Here is an 18240-nt window from a genome sequence, read left to right as displayed (position 1 = left end):
ATTTTTAAGGTTAGTTCATATTCAAATATATTATCTGACGGCTTTCAGGCGCTTTCATATTTAATTTGTTCCTGGCAATATTTTCAATCCTGGCTACGGAACTTAAATTGGCAACTTCCACCCGGAGCCTTTCATTTTGAGCGCTCAAGTCTTTCAGGTCCGTCTTTAATTTGCTAATTCTATATTGGCTTTCGGTGATCATGGAATACCGCGAAAGGATTATTATGGCAACAACAGCTATAATACCTAGAGTAAGTATCAACCGCCCCTTCTTGTGGGGTTGTGTCTTTTTTCGAAGCTCCGGGGTATGGTCATAATTATGTTCGTATCTTTGCCCGTACCATTGCCGTCTTACAACTTTTTCAGCTACTACCACTTTATTCACTCCTTTGATGTTTTAGAACCTCAGCTTCTCTGCCACCCTCAGCTTTGCGCTCCGGGAGCGGGGATTGCCTTCAACTTCTTCGGGTGAGGGGTATATGGGTTTTGGTGTCAGAACTTTGATGGCTTTTTTGTGTCCGCAGGTGCAAATGGGAGCATCCTTGGGGCATATACAACCCGCTGCCTGCTGCTTGAAAGTGTTTTTTACAATCCTGTCTTCCAGGGAATGAAAAGTTATAACACAAATTCTCCCTCCGGGATTTAATGCATCCACAGCATCTTTTATACTGGACTCCAGTATTTCAAGTTCCCCGTTAACATATATCCGCAAAGCCTGAAACACCCTTTTGGCGGGATGGGGCCCCTTTCTTCGCGCCCTGGCCGGAATAGCATCCTTTATGATTTCCACCAGCTGGCCAGTGGTCGCAATTCTCCCGTTTTTTCTCCTCTCACAGATAAAATCGGCTATTCTGCTCGCCCATGCCTCTTCGCCATATTCCTGAAAAATTTTTTTAAGGGTTTCCCTATCCATCTCATTTACCACTTGTTCTGCGGTAAGCCGGGCCCGCCTGTCCATCCGCATATCAAGGGGGGCGTCTTTCATGTAGGAAAATCCCCGGGATTCCTCATCCAGTTGAAAGGAGGAAACCCCCAGGTCGAACACGATACCGTCAATGCCTTCAAGATTGAGGTTTTCAATTATACGCTTTATATTTTTAAAATTGTCATGGATAAACTCTACATTCCCACCATATTCTGAAACCCGTTTCTGGCATTTAATATAGCATCCTCATCCCGGTCAATGCCTATAAATCTGCCCCGTCCATCTGCCCTTTTTAAAATTTCCCTGAAATGGCCGCCTCCTCCCAGGGTGGCATCCACATAAACTCCCTCCGGTTTTGGAGAAAGCATATCTATGGTTTCTTTCAAAAGCACCGGCTTGTGATAGCTGTAATCCATTTTTATCACCTATAAACCCAGGTCCAGTTTTTCGGCTATTTCTTCATAAGATGCCGAAGCTTCCCTGTTGTAAGTCTCCCATTCCTCCGCACTCCATATTTCCGCCCTGTTTGAAACCCCTATAATCACGAGGTCCCTGTCAATGCGGGCATGTTCCCGAAGTTGCGGCGGTATCAATATCCTGCCCTGCTTATCCATTTCTATCTCCACGGCTCCCGAGAAAAAGAACCTGATAAATGCTCTGGCATCTTTCTGGGTGAAGGGAAGGGATTTGAGCTTTTGTTCCAGCACCGCCCACTCATCTTTAGGATATACAAACAGGCAGCGGTCTAAACCTTTTGTTAAAATAAAAGTGTCGCCCAGAAGTTCTCTGAACTTTGCGGGGATAATCAATCTTCCTTTGGGGTCTAGCGAGTGCTGGAACTGACCCATAAACATGTCATTTCACTCCACTTTAATATCTTGATAAACCACTTTCCTCCACTTTATTCCACTTTATCTATTCTAGGAATATTTTAAAAATCCTTCCTTTCAAAGTAAAAAATTAAAAAAAAATGATGGATTTTCTAATCCATCATAAATCGTTCATGATTTATTACTTTGGCATAACGGTCGATGTGGCGTGCCTTGAGAAATCAAGAAAAGTTTTGAGCCTCCAGTTTACATCTTCAAATGTAACTTCGTTCAAGGCTTTCATGTAGTCAAATATGTCGATTTTCTTGTGATAGTAAGACACAAAAGAAGTAGCGATAAATTCTACGGAATTAAAACCCTGGATAAAATCCCCCAAAAACTTTTTTTTGACCCTGGCAAAATCCTCTTCCATAACTCCTCTGGCCTGGTTCTGTGAAATACTCTCCAGTATTTCTTTATGGAGCCTTTCCGGGGTCCTGGTCTCTCCGCCTATGGTGCAAAAACCATAGTCCTTTTGCCCTTCATAGCTAAAACTGAACCTGTCGTCTATCAGGCCTTCCTCATACAGTCTTTCATATAATACGGAACTTTTGCCGAACAGCACCTCCAACAGAATTCCTATGCATATTTCTTTTTTCAGTAGCTCAAACCCCTCGTAGCCCACATCATTGTCCTTAAATCCCATCAGAAACATGGGCTCAGCCACATCAAGCTTTACTGTGGAAGTCGGGTTGTGGATAGAACCGGGTTCCTCGGGATAAATCCGTTCTATAGGGGGTTGAACGCCTATATTCTTCCGGTTTTCATGCCTTTCTACCAGCTCAAAAACCTCGTTGGGCTCTATACATCCCGTCACAAATAATATCATGTTGCTGGGATGGTAAAAGGTGTTGTAGCACTTGTATAGGGTATCCACATCAATCTTTTGTATAGATTCCACGGTCCCGCCTATGTCTATCCTGACAGGGTGGTTGTGGTAAAGACACCTTAAAAGGTTCAAAAGCACCTGCCACTCGGGTTCATCCTCGTACATCCTGAGTTCCTGGGTGATTATCCCCTTTTCCTTTTCAACACTTTCCTTCGTAAAATACGGAGTTTCCACAAATTCCAGCAAAAGGTCCAGATTTTGTTCAAAGGATGAAGTGGCCGAAAAAAGATATGTGGTATTAGTATAATTTGTAAATGCATTGGATGAAGCACCCAATTCGGCAAATTTGTCAAAAACATTGCCATATTCCATCTCGAACATTTTGTGTTCGAGAAAATGGGCTATGCCCTCGGGAACCTTAAGGCGCTCCCCGGTACCCGGGACAATAAACTCGCTGTCTATGGAACCGTAATGAGTGGAGTACATGGCAAAAACCTTATTAAAGTTTTTTTTAGGCAGCACATATGTCATTAGGCCGTTTTTGGACCTTTTAGAAAATAATTTTTCTCCAAGAAAAGCATCCATCGAATTTCCACCTTTCGAATCACTTTTTATTTAGGAAAAATATGGTATCAAGATTAATTTTTTGGGCTACTTTCTTTACATCTTCCTTGGTAACGTCCTGTATTTTTTTAATCATATCATCGGTCGATTCCCTTACTCCGTTGATTATGCCATCAAGGTACAGGCTAATGATCATGGAAGGGCTATCGGAACTTTCTTTAAAAGAATTTACCAGGCTTTTTACGGTGCTGTCGAATTCATAATCGGAAATCTTTCCGGCTTTTATGTCTTCGAGCTGCTCCTTTATTATTTTCACGGTTCTGTCGAAATTTGCAAATTCTATGCCGCAACCGATTAGCATAAGCCCTTTATTTTTTTCCAGCTTTGAAAAGGCATAATAAGCAAGACTTGCTTTTTCCCGAACGTTTTGGAACAGCTTGGAATGAGGTCCTCCCCCCAGAATGCCGTTATACACCATCAGGGCATAATAGTCATCGTCACCGTAGCGGGTATTGGTTCGAAAGCCCATGGACAGCTTACCCTGGTTAACATCCTGTTTTTCTTCCACAATTTTTTCTTCTTTTATTTCCTTTCTCACAAAAGAGGTTTTCACCAGTTTTTCCTCCTTGCGGGCGAAATCAAACAGTTTCTCGATTTTCTCAGACATCTCATCTTCATTTACATCACCCAGCACAAAAAAGTCCATGGGGCAGTGCTGCAGGCAATCCAGGTAATATTCATACAGATTATTTTTATCTATGGTTTTAAGGTCTTCTATATTGCCGTACTTGTATATGCTGAAAGCCTCATCTTTACACATCTCCTGAAAGCACCGCTCTATGGCGTAATTGAACTTGTCATTGTAGAGGGATTCAATGTTCCTTCTTAGCACATCTTTTTCCTGCTCCACATAAGCCTGCTTAAAGCTGCCATCTTCTTCAACGGGATTTAAAACAAGTTCTTTAAACGCCTTCAGGCTGCTGTCAATTATATCGTCTCCTGTCACATATTTCTGATTCACCGTCTCCATGAAGAACTGGAGTATTTGACTTTCACCCCTTTTTAAAATATCCCCGCCCATGTCGGCACCGTAGAGGTTTTCAAGATAAAGGCTTAAATGCCTGGAAGTAGGGAAGCTCCGGGTTCCACGTTTTAAGACAAAAGGCAGAAGGGCCGTCATGGTGGCAGTTTCTTTCCTTAAATTTTGATGGATAAAAATACAGAAAGTATTTGTTTTGAACTTATCCGTGGAGTGAATAAAGAGATTTATGCCGTTTTTCAGAGTCCTGTGAGTAAAAATATCCTTCAAATTTTTTACCTCCTTGATGGTATCTAGCATTTATTATATTTTCCACTTTTACTTAAAAATTCCTGCTTGTAGCCCTATGTTTTATATTTCCCCGGAAGAAAATCAGTATGCGTGGAACAAATTTTTAAAAAAAGCATTTGAAAAAACAGGGGATTTATAGTATAATATCATTCGTCGGGGCGTAGCGCAGTTTGGTAGCGCGTTCGGTTCGGGTCCGAAAGGTCGTGGGTTCAAATCCCGCCGCCCCGACCATTTTTTTTGCTATTAAAGGACGCTGATTTGATTGATACAGATAGATGACGCCGGTAGCGGAAGTCTTATCGGCGGCACATGCATAGGGCTTTATTACGATAAAAAAAATGTATTTAAATTTGATTTTATTCCCCTGGAGTTTTATACTCCGGAAAATTTCAAAAAGAAGCTGTATCAGCAGCATGTTATTAATATAGTATTAAATTTTTTTGAACAGTTTTCCATTTCCGGAGATGAATCCATAGAGATATGCCAGGGTTATATCTTTGACGCCCTCAGAGATTACTTCAGACAGAATAATTACATCTGGAAAAATGTCAAAATACAGGGGACGCTTCAGGAAAAAGTAGAAAGAGCCTTTGCCGATTATTCGGTATCCCTGGGCCTTCCCAGAAACTATGTATTATATACAAAATATCCCTTCCATTTTCATAAACTGCTCCGATGGGTGTATGCGGATTATGAAAACAGGAAGCAGCTTTGTAAAACCGGTTGGAAAAGCTGGAAAAAGTACGGTAATTTACCGGTAGAGACATATTTCGGTTTTATGGACACACCCGGTTATTTTTGCTTAAAATGCGGCAAAAAAATCAGGACTAAAAGTCCTGTTAAAATCCTGAAGTTTTTCAGCAACAAGCAAAACATACTGTATCTGCATGAAGACTGTTTATCTAAAACCTGCCCGACCTCATGATGGAAATCAATAGCCAGAAACCCATAAAACCAGCAATAACGAAACCCAGTTCCGCCACTGGCACTTTCATGAAAATCCTGCGGCTCTGGTCAGCCATCAAGGATGACCCCATGATGAGGCTTGCCACGATTATGCTGAAAGATAGGCGGTTGCTTATGATATCCAGGCGGCTTATCAGCCGGTCAAGCTTTTCGTGCTTTAAAACAAGCTCTATCTCTCCGCGCTCAATCATTTCCAGTATTTTTAAAGAATGCCGCGGCAAACCCCATCCGTAGTCCTTTATTTTATTGATAGAATTATAAAGCCCCGCGGTAATTCCCTTTATAGAATAGGTCTGCCTTATAACTTCTTTAACATAGGGTTCGGCCATCTCAATAATGCTCATTTCAGGGGCCAGGGTTGCCAGTATGCCTTCCAATGTTATAAAGGTTTTTGCCAGCAAGGCCAGCTCTGACGGCACTTTTATCTGATACTTCCGGGCCATTTCCAGCATCTCTGTCATTACTTCACCTATACTTATCTCATCAAAAGGTACATCATAGTATTTTGACATGAGATGTTCGATATCATTTTTCAATTCTTCCCGGTTTACCTTCTTTTGGGCAATGCCCATATCCAGCAGCACTTCGCTGATTCTATCCGAGTCTTTTTTAGCTACTGCAACCATCAACCTGGTGCCCATCTGTTTCATTTCTTCCCTTAGGGTGCCCACCATTCCAAAATCCAGAAGCCCGATTCTGCCGTCATTTAAGATTACTATATTGCCGGGATGCGGATCTGCGTGAAAAAACCCGAACTTTGCTATCTGTTTGAGATAGCATCCTGCAAGATTTCTGGCCACTTTTTCAGTATTTATGTGAGCTTCTTTCAAGGCTTCGACTTCCGACACCTTTATTCCTTCAAGATACTCCTGAGTCAGTACCCGGGAGGTAGTAAATTTCCAAAAAACTTCAGGTATGTATACCTCTACGGAACTCTCAAAATTTTTCTTGAAACGTTCGGCATTTCTGCCTTCCCGAGCAAAATCCATTTCCTTTTTCAAGGAATCGGAAAATTCTTCAACTAAATCTACAAGACCATACATCCTTGCCCACTCGAAGCGATGCTCAAGAAATCCCGCCAGATCAAAAAGTATCTCCAGGTCTTCGGACACGACCCTTTCTATATTAGGCCTTTTTACCTTTACTATCACATCTTCGCCGGTGGTGAGCCTGGCTTTATAGACCTGCCCTATGGACGCTGAAGCTATAGGTTCTGCGGAAAAATTGCTGAAAACCTCCTCCACAGGACTTGATAGTTCTTCTGACACAATGCTCCTGGCTTCCTGACTGCTGAAAGGCTTTACTTCATCCTGCAATTTTTCCAATTCTCTTAAAATATCTCCGGGAATTATATCCTTGCGAGTGCTCAGCATTTGCCCCAGTTTTATAAAGGTAGGTCCCAATTCTTCCAGCACCTGCCTTATTCTTACTGGAGCGGGAATTTTACTGGAGTCTACTGCCTTTCCTCTTTTTTTAAGCGGTAGATATTCGAAAAGCCCGACATGATCTATCAAATAGCCAAGCCCATGCTTGATGAAAACATTGGCAATTTCCCGAGCCCGTCGAATATTTCTATACCGCGTATAAAATGACATACTTTTCACCTATCTTGAAAAAAGTGAACCTGCTGCTGTTTTAACGGTGCTGAAGGTAAGTTTTAAAAGACCTCGGTTTTTGGTAAATATATCCTCCAGCGCATTCAACATCTGGTCAATATCCTGTTTCGTGATAATAAGGGGCGGTTCCATCCTTATTACATTGGGGTTATTCAGGGTATAAGCAGTAATAATCCGGTGGCCGTTTAGAAGTTCTCCAGCCACCATGGCTCCTGCGAACTCCTGATAAAATTTGTTCACAGCACCACCCGTAATCCTATTTAACAAACCTCTTTCCTCTGTCTCGAATTCAATTCCTACCATGAGGCCCCGGCCCCGGACATCTTTTATCATGTTGTAGCGATCTTTTAAAGCTTTCAGGCCATTTAGCATATATTCTCCCATTTCCCGAGCGCGTTCGGGCAGTTTGTTTTCCACAATGGCATTTATCGAGGCTATACCTGCGGCGCATGCCATGGTGTTGCCGCCAAAGGTGGAAGTATGCAGAAGGCATTTTTCCATGCCGCCGAAGGCTTTTTCCCATACTTCCGAAGTGGTTATAAAGGCCCCTATGGGCATGATCCCACCGCCAATAGACTTGGCCACGCACATTATATCAGGAGTTACCCCTTCCTCTTCACAGGCAAACATCCTGCCAGTGCGGCCAAGACCGGTCTGGATTTCATCCACTATAAGCAGGGCTCCATATTGACTGCAGAGTTTCCGGGCACCTTTTAAGTAGCCTTCCGGTGGTACGATTATCCCACCTTCCCCCTGGATGGGTTCCACTATGAATGCCGCCACATCTTTTGCTTTTAATTTTTCCTCCAGAGTATCGAGGCAGCCATACTCCACCGTTTCAAATCCCGGAACAAGGGGTGAAAAGGGTATCTGATATTTCTTCCTGCCGGTAGCAGAAAGGGCCCCCATGGTCTTTCCATGAAAGGAACCTTCGCAGGATATGATTTTAAACTTCCCGGTAGCTGCCCGGGCTGTTTTCAACGCACCCTCCACGGCTTCAGTGCCGCTGTTGCAAAAAAAGCTATTTTTTAAGCCTGAAGGAGCTACTTCAGAAAGGTTATGACCCAGAACGGCAGCATATGTACTCAGGGAAGCCTGAAGCAAATTTGGCCTGGAGCTGACTTTAGACAGCGCCTCACGAATCTCGGGCGGGTTGTGGCCAAGGTTCAAAGCGCCGTATGCCCCCAGAAAATCTATGTACTTATTGCCATCGCTGTCCCATACATAACAGCCTTCAGCCCTGACAAAATTTTTGTCAAAATTTAAAAGGCTGAGCATGGAAGCAAGCCCCGGGTTGACATATTCCGAATATAATTTCCTTATTTCACTGCGGGAAAGTTTTTCCACATCATCGATTTGATAAAGCATCCAAGACACCCCTCTTATTTTTCTAATAAAAATTATATATGAGTTAACATTGCCTGTCAAAAATGTTTTAAATTAAAAAATCCTTGTTTTTACAAGGATTTTATTCTTCAGGCGAAATGGCAGTTACCGGACATACATCGGCACAAGCGCCGCACTCTATACATTTTTCAGGATCTATCTTGTAAATCTTGCCCTCACTAATAGCATCGGTTGGACATTCGGGCTCGCAGGAACCACAGGCTATACATTCATTGTTTATTACATATGCCATTTTAAAACCCTCCAAATTAAAATGCTCTGTTTAGTTTTCCAAAAGAGAGGGTTAATAATTCATATTTGCTTCTACATTTTTCTGTACTCTTTTACTCAAACCAGTATAATATTCATATATGAGTTTGTCCAGTTTGAGGCTCAAAAGATATGCTCTATGGCCGTTAAGGGTCTTTTCAAGGTCTAGAGTTTCATAAAGCTCTATCTTCAGCTTATTAATCTCATGGGATAAACTTCGTGTCATATGGGTCATCTCTCCTAATTCATAAATTAACAACACGAAGTGATTCTATCACAGTAAATAAGTATATTCAAATTAACTCACGACCGGTTTATCCCATTATAGCCATAAAATTCCATTGTCCTGTATTTTCCGCTGAAATTTCTCATTATATATCTATTATTAAACATTTTTTGAAAAAATTGTCATATTCTGTCATAGTCTGTCATTCATTTTACAGTTTTTGTATTTTTCTAGTTATCTTACCAAGTTTTGGGGCAACGCCAAAAGAATTCAGGGCGGAAATCACAATTAGAGCCAGAACACCGCCTGCAAATGCCGTTATAAGCTGTGGAAACTGCAGTGCAGAAGAAATCCTGGGATTTAAATCAAGCAGGAACCTTGTAGCCAGGTATAAAACTCCAAATTTGGAAATAGATGATGCCAGAACTGCCACATATGAATTAAAAGGTTTTAAAAATGAAAATACTACTACCAGCACGGCGTTTCCGAGCATTATAAATGGTACTGCCGGTGCCAGTACAGGTTTTAAAATGCCAACAAGAAGCGCGATCCACGGTGTGACGGCACCGATGACAACACCGGCCGGCCATCCCACGGCGCATGCTGAGATAAATAGGACCGCATTTACTAGCGGTCCCGTAAAGAACTGGCCGAGTTTCAGGCTCTGAAAGGCCACGGTCAATGCTAATAGTATGGCGGTTCTGGTAATAAACTTAATCTTACCGCTCAATTTTATACCCCCTATGATTTAAGCTATATATGCTATATATAATTATAGCCTTTAACCTGGTTAAAATCAACAAATTTTACCTTCATATCAAAAATACGGCAAAAGGATGAGCATGATGATGACACTGATAAGGCAGGCGGATGTTTACAGCCCCGAACACCTGGGCAAAAAAGATATTTTTATTGGCGGTGGCAAAATTTTAAAGATTGCCGGGGAAATCCATATCCCCGGAGATTTCGGCGATGTCACGATAATAGATGCCGACGGTTCAATTTGTGCGCCGGGTTTTATCGACGGCCATGTCCATATCACAGGCGGTGGCGGTGAGGGAGGCTTTCAAAATAGAACCCCTGAAATTCAACTAAGCCACCTTACCACGGCGGGTATAACCTGTGTCATAGGTTTACTGGGTACCGACGGCACTACACGTTCCATCCCCGAGCTACTGGCAAAAGCCAGAGGTCTGGAGGCCGAAGGGATTTCTGCCCTGATCTATACAGGAGCTTATGAAGTCCCTACCAGGACCATAACCGGTAGTGCCAGATCAGATATCGTTTTAATCGATAAAATCATTGGTGTGGGGGAAATTGCCGTATCAGACCACCGTTCTTCCCATCCCAGTGAGCGGGAATTAGCGAGGCTCATTTCTGAAGCCCGGGTAGGTGGAATTATCAGCGGCAAGGCAGGTGTGGTGCATGTACACTTCGGCGACGACCGCACAAAAATGGAGCCTTTATTCAATCTGTTCAAAACCATCGAAATCCCTATCACTCAAGTGATACCCACACATCTCAACCGCAATCCGTATCTTTTTGAAGATGCAATAAAATTTGGTAAAATGGGGGGGTTCATAGATATAACCAGTGGGATATTCCCTTATGAACAGGATAAAAATCCTATAAAGCCCAGCAAAGCCATAAAAACCCTCCTGGATGAAGGTGTCCCCCTTTCACAGATAACCCTGAGCTCTGACGGTAACGGCAGTTCACCCATATTTAACCAAAACGGTAAATTAGTCGGACTGGGAATAGGTTCTGTAAAAACTTTGTGGCAGGAAACCATGGACCTTGTAAAACAGGAAGGGCTTGACCTGGAAAAGGCCCTATGTCCCATCACCCGCAATGTAGCCGGTGCTTTAAAGTTATCGGACCATAAAGGTGAAATAAAGGAAGGCCTGGATGCGGATATGGTGCTGCTAACGCAAGACCTTGATATTCATACCGTTATATGTAAAGGAAGGATAATGGTGGAAAATAAAGTCCCGAAGGTTTTCGGGACTTTTGAAAAAAGAGGCGGCTTCGCAAAACTTTGATTTGCGCAGCCTCGATTTTATTTTTTATCATCATCAATCACTTCATACTCCACGTCGATGGCGTCCTGGGCCTCCCTTTGTTTTTGCCCACGACGGGAATCGTTTTTGTTTTCATCATATTTCTTTAGCCTGCCGGCCATGAAAGAAAGCATCAACAATATAACTACTATGTCATCTATAATCCCTATTCCAAAAATGGGGTCGGGCATAAAATCCACCGGAGAAACGAGATAAAGCAGTGAAACAATAACCCATATTTTCTGATTTAAGGGTATCGCAGGGTCTAGCATATACTTCAAAGCAACCCAAGCTTCCCTTAATAAACCCAAAGACTTAACACCGCTCATGTAAACACCCCTTGATAAAATTAATTTACACCAATTTCTTCAATACCTTTTGTTTGATTTTCACCGGTCATCGGAACCATCAGGCTGCCCGCCAGGGAAACCCCCAGAAAGGCAATGGTACTCATCATGGCAATAAACAGATTCCCGCCCAGGGCATCGGAAAGAACTCCCGTGAATAGTCCCCCGAGTCCTCCCATGCCAAAGGTAAAGCCCTGCATAAAACCTGTGGCAATGCTCGGATTTTGCGGGTACAACCTCTGGGCAAGGACCACCGACCCTGGAAATGCCGATTGAATCAAAGCTCCGCTCAATAGTAAACAGGCGATGGAAACCGGACCCTGGATATTGAAGAATACTACCAGACATATAATGGAAACAAGCGCTGAATATATAAGGGTCTTTTTAACTCCAATCCGGTCGGAAACAAAGCCTCCGGCTATACCACCTATGCTCTGAAATAATAGAAAAAGCGAAAGGATCCCCGAGCTTGCCGCTTCTGAGAGCCCTCTCGAAACATAGAACATGGTAGTATATATGGTAAAAGTGCTTAATACCCACGTCCTGAACCCTACCACTATTACCATCAGTACCAGATATTTAAAATGGGTGTGGAATAAGCTTGAGCGCCGATCGGGACTTATCTTTAGACTGCCGGGACTGCTCAATTGATTTTTATAAATCAACATTATTATGCCCGCAGTTATACCAGGCAATCCAAGAAGAAGAAGTCCTTTAAACCCAAACGCGTTCTTGGAAAGGGTAGCTGAAATGGGAGCCAGGGTCATACCCACAGTGCCGGCTGTAATATATAAAGCCATGATGAAACCCTGGTTTTTTGTAGACAGGGTAGCAATGGAAACAGAACCTATGGGATGATATAGTGAAGAGCCAATACCTGCGAGTGTTACCATCACCAGCAGGAATATATAGCTGTTTGCCACCCCAACCATGGCCATGAAAACAGCGGAAATCATTACCGAAATCGCCAGAACCAACGGGGCTCTAAATCTGCCCCCCAGGTATCCGAAGAATGGCTGTAACCAGGAAGAAGTGATGGAAAGCATAGTAAACAGCAGTCCCGATAAAGTCATGGATAAACCCAGGTTTTTTGTTATGGCAGGCATCAAACCGGGTAAAATATTCCCATAAAAATCAATAAAAAAATGGCCCAGTGAAATCAAAACAAGCGGTAATATAAAATTATTCATATTTCCTCCACACATAATATGTTCGAGTCATATAAAGCATAACATCATGCCCATTAAATTACAACAAGAGCCCGCCGATTCTCCAATGGCAGTGATAAAATCCGCCTTTTTTTAGCAAAGGGTATTGACCTGTTTCATATCTCTTTTAGTGCCTGCTATACCAAGATAAATTGCGATTTCTATCCTCTTTTTCTGCAGCTTGCATGTCATGTCATAGGGTATGTTCATATCTCCGTTTATCTGATAATTGTTGGCATTGCACCCTCCGCTGCAGTAGAACCTGGCCCAGCACCCGGAGCATTCAGGTTTCGAAAACACATGAGTTTCTTTAAAACGTTTTATTATATTTTCATTTAATTTTTTTTCAAACACATTTCCCATGACAAACTCATCAAGGCCCACAAATTGATGGCATGGATATATGTCTCCGCTCGGAGTTACCGCCAGGTATTCCCTGCCGGCGCCGCAGGCCGCAAGTCTCTTATATATGCAAGGACCGTGATATATGTTCACATTGAAGTGATAGAATCTGAATGGATTTTTGCCGGAATTTCTCCTCCGCAAATATTCGCGTGCAATTTTTTCATACTGATGGTATATAACCTGTTCATCACCGTCAGCCAGCAGCAAATCTCCTTCCTTGCCCACCACCGGCTCCACGGAGATTTCCCTGAAGCCCAAATCTGCCATGTGAAATACATCTTCGGCAAAATCCAGGTTTTTGTTGGTAAAAGTGCCCCTCACATAGTAATCTTTATGCTCTTTCTCTCTCAATGTCACCATTTTTTTAATATTGGCAGCAATCTTATCGTAAGACCCAGAGCCATCGGCCCTGACTCTTATACGATCGTTGACCTCTTTTCGTCCGTCGAGGCTGAGTACAATATTGTCCATATTTTCGTGAAGATAATCTATCGTTTCGTCATTTAAAAGAACGGCGTTGGTGGTAATGGTAAAATGAAATTTTTTACCGGATTTTTCTTCAATATTTCTGGCATATGAAACCACTTCTTTTACCGTATCCAGCGCCATTAGCGGTTCCCCGCCAAAAAAATCTATCTCCAGGTTATTGATATTTCCCGAATGCTCCACCAGGAAATCCACAGCATTCCTGCCCACATCTTTTGACATCAACTCTCTCCTGCCGTGATAATCCCCCTTGGCCGCAAAACAGTACTTGCACCGGAGATTGCAGTCGTGGGCTACGTTTAGACACAGTGCCTTGACATACTGTCTGCCTTTAATCTGTTTTATGGCAGAAAAAAAGTCCGCTTCGGTATATATCATATGTCCGCCCTTGATTTCTTCTATTTCCGACAGTGCTTCAAGAATTTCGGCCTTTTCATACTTACCTTCAAGTTGTTTTATAATATCATCTGCGCCAAGTTTTTCATAATAGTCCAAAACATCGTAGACCAGGTCATCTACTTCTAATACCGACCCGCTGTTGACATCCAAAACAATGTTTTTGTCAAAAACTTTAAACTTATGTATCTGTCCTGTCAAAATTACCCTCTCCCATATTAACGCTAGAACTATTTTATCATAAATGTCACTATTTATAAATATACTACTCGACAAGCAGTTTGAAGAGAAGACGGCCTGGTGTTCGCTCAAGGCCAGGATCTCAGCAGCTTCCTAGATAAATGAAAAAGTTCTACTAAAAAAAGGCGCATCTTGCGCCTTTTTTATTCCAGGAGTTCCGGTTTTTTACCTACTTCCTTTGCTTCGGAACTTATTACCTGAGTGTTCGCCCAGCGGTCTCCCATCCTCCTGCCGTCTTTATAGATGATTACTAAGACACACTCGATAATGCCTATCACTGCTCCCACTAGTCCTTCCAGAGCCCATCCCAGCACGGGGATAATAGTAAAAATGCTGCCGATGGCCAGGGGCAGGTTCCTTTTGAGGGAATGGTCCAGTCTATATCTTTTGTATATAAAAATTTTTTAAATAATTAAATCCAGGTATCGGGGCACCCGGTCAAGTCCTTGACAAAAAGGGGAAAAAGTTGTATATAAAAAGTTGTATAAAATTTTGTAATTCATTTTGTAACATCATGGAAAACGGAGGGATGATCATGCCGACTTATGAATACAGATGCGAAAAATGCGGTGACTTTGAAAAAGAACAATCCATAAAAGATGCCCCCTTACAAAAATGTCCTACCTGCGGTAGCCCTGTAAGGAGGCTTATCAGCCCCAATGTGGGCCTGGTCTTCAAAGGCTCGGGATTCCATATCACGGATTATGTCCACAAAGATGAGAAAAAACATTCAACAGTGGAAAACATCGGTGAAAAAGCCGGAAAGGCCGAAAGTTCAAGCACTTCAGCCGATACGAAGACCGAAAAGAAAGCAGGATAAAAAAAGGCGCATTTTGCGCCTTTTTACATAATTTAAATGTCTCTTACTTTTATATCCGAAGCCAAAACTCCTATCGTTTCCTTGTTCTCGTTTAATATGGGAACCGAAAGGGTAATACAGGTATCATCGGTCCCCACCGGTATATATGGCTCCGAAATATAACATTTGCCTTTAATGGCTTCGCTATACCACGGCCTGAATGAAATATCCTCAATATCCACCTGCCGGGTTATATAAAACAACTTGCCTTTGGCAGCAGAATAAAGGATCTGAAACTCAGGATGGTCCGCCTGAAGATGCTCAAATGCCTTCCTGTGTTCATTCCTGTCCATTATCCTTATTTCTTTGACGCTGCCGTTTTCCGTAAAACATCCAGAAGGTTTTCTACCGCTTTTTGCTTGTCTTCCGCCAGGACCATATCGTTTCCGAAACTCCTGATTATTTCGTTCAATCTGGCCTGGGTGTCTTTGAGATATGCTGCCATGCGCGAAAGTTCTTCCAGAGTGGCTTTCTGCTGCTCGCTGGCTGCCGCAACTTCCTGGGAGGCTGCCGAGGTTTCCTCGGTCACTCTAACAATATCATTGAAGGAATCCACAATCTTTGTTACTTCTTGAGCCTGTCCGGATGCATTTTTCTCTATTTCTGCTATTTCCTTTTCCAGTTCATAGGCAGTATTAAAAACATTTTCAAGGGCAACCCTGGTCTGCTGGGCCTGGGCTACATCTTTCTTCGACCGTTCTAAATTTTTCTCGGTATTTTCAAGGTTTTTATTTACTCCATCCACCATTTCCCCGAGAATTTCCCCGATGTTTTTTGCCAGGACCTTGGATTCTTCCGCCAGTTTTCTTATTTCCTGCGCCACCACCGCAAACCCCCGGCCGTGTTCTCCCGCCCGGGCCGCTTCAATGGCGGCGTTTAAAGCCAGCAAATTAGTCTGTTCTGCCACATTCTCCACAGAGACTGTTATATCACTTATCTTCCTGCTCTTTTCCGTAAGTTCACCCATATCCCTGGCAAAGGCTTCACTTTGCCTGCTGCTTGCTGTGATGTTTTCCATAAGAAGTTTTACCGTATCGGAAGAATTATTCAAAACATCCAGCAAAGCCTTGAATCCCTTACCAGTTCTCTGGGCTCTGGCAAGAGTACTGTTGGATTTGTCCAGCAAATCCGATAGCCGCTCTTTTGACTCTACGGAAAGCGTTGCCTGATGCTCTGCCCCTCCAGCCACATTCTGTATGGATTCCACTATCTGGTTGTATGAGCTGTCCGCATCCTTTACACTTCGGGAAAGTTGTTCGGATAAGTATACAGCCTCCTCGGACACTATTTTCAATTCGCGCTTAATCCCTTTAACCCTGTCTATGAATTCTTTTATGGTTTGAGCCAGTTCTTCAAATATAAACAAACCTCTCTTACCTGTTGCACCATCTTCGGAAGCAGATGCCATTGATTTCCTTATGTATGAATCGAACTGCACAATACACCCTGTCAGTAAATACAGTAAAAACAGCGCTGACCCAAGTCCCAGGCATATAACAACTTCAAAAACATACCCCGGTAATCCTGAAACTTTCCCTGCAAAAAAAGCTGCAAAAGAAAATAAAATAATAAGTAAAGTATTAATTCTGAATTTTATTAGAATATTTTTCAAAATCATTCCCCTCCTTTTCGTATAAATTAGACAAATTTTGCAAAAATCCTGCTAGTAAATTTAGAATATTTTGCCCGAATTGTTTTAAAACAAACTCTCTCATCGCACTTTTTACTGCTGAAGCTGCTATGAGCATAACGTTTTTATGTAAACTCTTCTTTTCCTCGGCCCATCAAATTCACAAAAATATATGCCCTGCCATGTGCCGAGTACCAGATGGCCTCTCTCTACGGCTACCGTCACCGAACTTCCCATCAATGAAGCCTTTATATGGGCATCGGAGTTGCCTTCGATATGTCTGTAATCATCCATGTATGGGATAATTTTATTGAGCTCTTTAATAATATCGGTCTTTACATCCTCATCGGCATTTTCATTGATAGTGATGCCCGCCGTGGTATGTGGCACAAAAATATAGCATAATCCATCCTGCACTCCGGATTCCTTAACCGCTTTTTCTATTTCCCTGGTGATATTCACCATTTCGGTTCTTGCAGCAGTTTCAATTGTAATGGTTTTCATTCCTGTCATCTCCTCCATTTACGGTTATGTGATTGGCGGTTTTTCATCTCTATAAGGCGGCTGCCTATCCAGTATTGGTGCCTATCACTATTAAGAACATTATTATACTCACGATGGTACTGAGCGATATGGTATTGAACACAAACTGTTTTTCTTCCAGGTTTTCATCTGAAATATACAGCGGGATGATGAAAGGTGGAGGCAAGGTAAACATGGTCATAAGCGCCGCGGAAAAAGCCCTATCAAGTCCCAATAAACTCGATATAATGAAAGAATTTATAAAGATTGCCAGCGGGAGCAGCAAAACATACCTTAAACCTATAGCCTGAATTGATTTTTGCACGCTGCCTTTTTCGAATTTGATTTCGTAGCCAATTACAAGACAAATCAAAGGTACCGTAAGACTGGAAAGCATGCTTAAAGTCTGAAGCAAGGCCTGTGTAAACGGTATACTTTGAAGTATGCCCATTAATCTGGTTTTTTGCATAATAATGCCCAGAAAAATGGCTATAATGACCGGATTCTTTGCAAATGAAGAAAACATACTGGAAAATCCGCTTTTTCTGCCTTCTTTATATTGTACCAGAAGACTTACAAGTACGAAAAATACAAATGTCACCTGACCCAAATCTATTACCGCAAATTTAAACACATTTTCCGCTCCAAAAACTCCGGCATAAAGCGAATATCCTAGCATCCCCGCTTCGAATCCCGTCAACAGCGTTGGAAAATACGGAGATTGGATTTTTAACATCTTCTTAATAACTATTCCCATGCCGAGCAGGGCGGTGCAGGCGATGAAAACCGTGACAACTATTATGAGATACCGGGCCTCGAAGTTGCTTTTCGAAAAGGATATAAAAAGAAGCGATGGCAAAAATACGTTTACAACCAGTTTTTTAAGCTCACCTACTGAGTTCTGGGTTATAAATCCAGTGCGGTTAAACCAGTGGCCTATGATAAACAGGAATATTACCGGAAGTATTTTCGACAGCAACGAAAGGTCCATAACAAAGTCCATTTTATCCTCCTCGTTTTCCAGGTTCTTTTCATGTTCAATTCCTTTTAAGACCCAAACAGATACATCAACGCAATATATATGTTTACTTCATATGTATTTTTCT

Annotated in this window: 20 protein-coding genes, 1 tRNA gene and 1 pseudogene; 4 read left to right on the top strand and 18 right to left on the bottom strand. The window is 42.4% G+C overall.

The annotated features are described in order from the left end of the window. Window positions 1–10: 10 nt before the first annotated feature. From ftsL to yfmF, 5 genes and pseudogenes are all read right to left on the bottom strand, one after another. Window positions 11–376: a cell division protein FtsL gene (ftsL, locus tag D2962_RS06690; protein WP_162991135.1), complete on the bottom strand. Its 366-nt coding sequence runs from the start codon at window positions 374–376 to the stop codon at window positions 11–13. Window positions 377–397: 21 nt separating this feature from the next. Further along, window positions 398–1341, bottom strand: a pseudogene (rsmH, locus tag D2962_RS06685) (16S rRNA (cytosine(1402)-N(4))-methyltransferase RsmH). 9 nt (window positions 1342–1350) lie between these two features. Beyond that, complete coding sequence (gene mraZ / locus D2962_RS06680) at window positions 1351–1779, bottom strand: division/cell wall cluster transcriptional repressor MraZ (RefSeq protein WP_122014550.1); 429 nt, start codon at window positions 1777–1779, stop codon at window positions 1351–1353. Between the two features lie 157 nt (window positions 1780–1936). Next, entirely contained in the window at window positions 1937–3208 is a 1272-nt protein-coding gene (gene yfmH / locus D2962_RS06675; protein WP_120766587.1) for an EF-P 5-aminopentanol modification-associated protein YfmH, read from the bottom strand. 19 nt (window positions 3209–3227) lie between these two features. After that, window positions 3228–4496: an EF-P 5-aminopentanol modification-associated protein YfmF gene (yfmF, locus tag D2962_RS06670; protein WP_245984937.1), complete on the bottom strand. Its 1269-nt coding sequence runs from the start codon at window positions 4494–4496 to the stop codon at window positions 3228–3230. Between the two features lie 175 nt (window positions 4497–4671). Between yfmF and D2962_RS06665 the strand changes: the two genes are divergently transcribed. Both D2962_RS06665 and D2962_RS06660 read left to right on the top strand, forming a co-directional pair. Then, window positions 4672–4748, top strand: a tRNA-Pro gene (locus tag D2962_RS06665). 31 nt (window positions 4749–4779) lie between these two features. Further along, window positions 4780–5442, top strand: coding sequence for a hypothetical protein (locus tag D2962_RS06660; protein WP_120766585.1), 663 nt, complete (start codon window positions 4780–4782; stop codon window positions 5440–5442). Here the strand turns inward: D2962_RS06660 and D2962_RS06655 are convergent. From D2962_RS06655 to D2962_RS06635, 5 genes are all read right to left on the bottom strand, one after another. Further along, the gene (locus D2962_RS06655; protein ID WP_122014549.1) at window positions 5420–7078 is read right to left on the bottom strand and encodes an ABC1 kinase family protein; all 1659 of its coding nucleotides are present in this window, start codon (window positions 7076–7078) and stop codon (window positions 5420–5422) included. The two genes, D2962_RS06660 and D2962_RS06655, sit on opposite strands and share 23 nt — an antisense overlap. A gap of 9 nt (window positions 7079–7087) precedes the next feature. Beyond that, window positions 7088–8467 (bottom strand): aspartate aminotransferase family protein, encoded by a 1380-nt coding sequence (locus tag D2962_RS06650; RefSeq protein WP_122014548.1) that lies wholly within the window; start codon window positions 8465–8467, stop codon window positions 7088–7090. Window positions 8468–8567: 100 nt separating this feature from the next. Then, a complete protein-coding gene (locus D2962_RS06645) occupies window positions 8568–8738 on the bottom strand; it encodes a 4Fe-4S binding protein (RefSeq protein WP_120766582.1) in 171 nt (56 codons plus the stop codon). Between the two features lie 51 nt (window positions 8739–8789). Beyond that, window positions 8790–8981 carry a Spo0E family sporulation regulatory protein-aspartic acid phosphatase gene (locus D2962_RS06640; protein WP_162991134.1) on the bottom strand — a complete coding sequence of 64 codons (192 nt, stop codon included), beginning with the start codon at window positions 8979–8981 and terminating at the stop codon, window positions 8790–8792. Window positions 8982–9192: 211 nt separating this feature from the next. Next, the gene (locus D2962_RS06635) at window positions 9193–9711 is read right to left on the bottom strand and encodes an ECF transporter S component (protein WP_187695380.1); all 519 of its coding nucleotides are present in this window, start codon (window positions 9709–9711) and stop codon (window positions 9193–9195) included. 112 nt (window positions 9712–9823) lie between these two features. Between D2962_RS06635 and iadA the strand changes: the two genes are divergently transcribed. Further along, the gene (iadA, locus tag D2962_RS06630; RefSeq protein ID WP_222927709.1) at window positions 9824–11023 is read left to right on the top strand and encodes a beta-aspartyl-peptidase; all 1200 of its coding nucleotides are present in this window, start codon (window positions 9824–9826) and stop codon (window positions 11021–11023) included. Between the two features lie 17 nt (window positions 11024–11040). Here iadA and D2962_RS06625 read toward each other — a convergent pair whose 3' ends face one another. From D2962_RS06625 to D2962_RS17490, 4 genes are all read right to left on the bottom strand, one after another. Then, window positions 11041–11370 (bottom strand): DUF1232 domain-containing protein, encoded by a 330-nt coding sequence (locus D2962_RS06625; protein ID WP_120766579.1) that lies wholly within the window; start codon window positions 11368–11370, stop codon window positions 11041–11043. Window positions 11371–11390: 20 nt separating this feature from the next. Continuing rightward, window positions 11391–12578, bottom strand: a complete 1188-nt coding sequence (locus tag D2962_RS06620) for an MFS transporter (RefSeq protein WP_162991133.1) — start codon at window positions 12576–12578, stop codon at window positions 11391–11393. 111 nt (window positions 12579–12689) lie between these two features. Continuing rightward, complete coding sequence (gene scfB, locus D2962_RS06615) at window positions 12690–14084, bottom strand: thioether cross-link-forming SCIFF peptide maturase (RefSeq protein WP_122014545.1); 1395 nt, start codon at window positions 14082–14084, stop codon at window positions 12690–12692. A gap of 182 nt (window positions 14085–14266) precedes the next feature. Then, window positions 14267–14410, bottom strand: a complete 144-nt coding sequence (locus tag D2962_RS17490) for a hypothetical protein (RefSeq protein WP_162991132.1) — start codon at window positions 14408–14410, stop codon at window positions 14267–14269. Window positions 14411–14658: 248 nt separating this feature from the next. On the opposite strand from D2962_RS17490, the gene D2962_RS06610 reads away from it, so the two are divergent. After that, a complete protein-coding gene (locus D2962_RS06610) occupies window positions 14659–14943 on the top strand; it encodes an FmdB family zinc ribbon protein (RefSeq protein ID WP_122014544.1) in 285 nt (94 codons plus the stop codon). Between the two features lie 32 nt (window positions 14944–14975). On the opposite strand, the gene D2962_RS06605 is transcribed toward D2962_RS06610, so the two are convergent. The 4 genes from D2962_RS06605 to D2962_RS06590 form a co-directional block, all read right to left on the bottom strand. Beyond that, window positions 14976–15275 (bottom strand): PDC sensor domain-containing protein, encoded by a 300-nt coding sequence (locus D2962_RS06605; RefSeq protein ID WP_122014543.1) that lies wholly within the window; start codon window positions 15273–15275, stop codon window positions 14976–14978. A 5-nt stretch (window positions 15276–15280) separates the two neighbouring features. Continuing rightward, the gene (locus D2962_RS06600; RefSeq protein ID WP_162991131.1) at window positions 15281–16594 is read right to left on the bottom strand and encodes a methyl-accepting chemotaxis protein; all 1314 of its coding nucleotides are present in this window, start codon (window positions 16592–16594) and stop codon (window positions 15281–15283) included. 126 nt (window positions 16595–16720) lie between these two features. Then, window positions 16721–17116, bottom strand: coding sequence for a secondary thiamine-phosphate synthase enzyme YjbQ (locus D2962_RS06595; RefSeq protein ID WP_122014541.1), 396 nt, complete (start codon window positions 17114–17116; stop codon window positions 16721–16723). Between the two features lie 64 nt (window positions 17117–17180). Continuing rightward, the gene (locus D2962_RS06590; protein WP_162991130.1) at window positions 17181–18137 is read right to left on the bottom strand and encodes an AEC family transporter; all 957 of its coding nucleotides are present in this window, start codon (window positions 18135–18137) and stop codon (window positions 17181–17183) included. Between the last annotated feature and the right edge of the window lie 103 nt (window positions 18138–18240).

The sequence above is a fragment of the Biomaibacter acetigenes genome (genome assembly GCF_003691585.1).
In the GTDB taxonomy this organism is placed as follows: Bacteria; Bacillota; Thermosediminibacteria; order Thermosediminibacterales; family Tepidanaerobacteraceae; genus Biomaibacter; species Biomaibacter acetigenes.
Note: the sequence above shows the minus strand (reverse complement) of the source record. Positions and strands in the feature narration are given on the sequence as shown.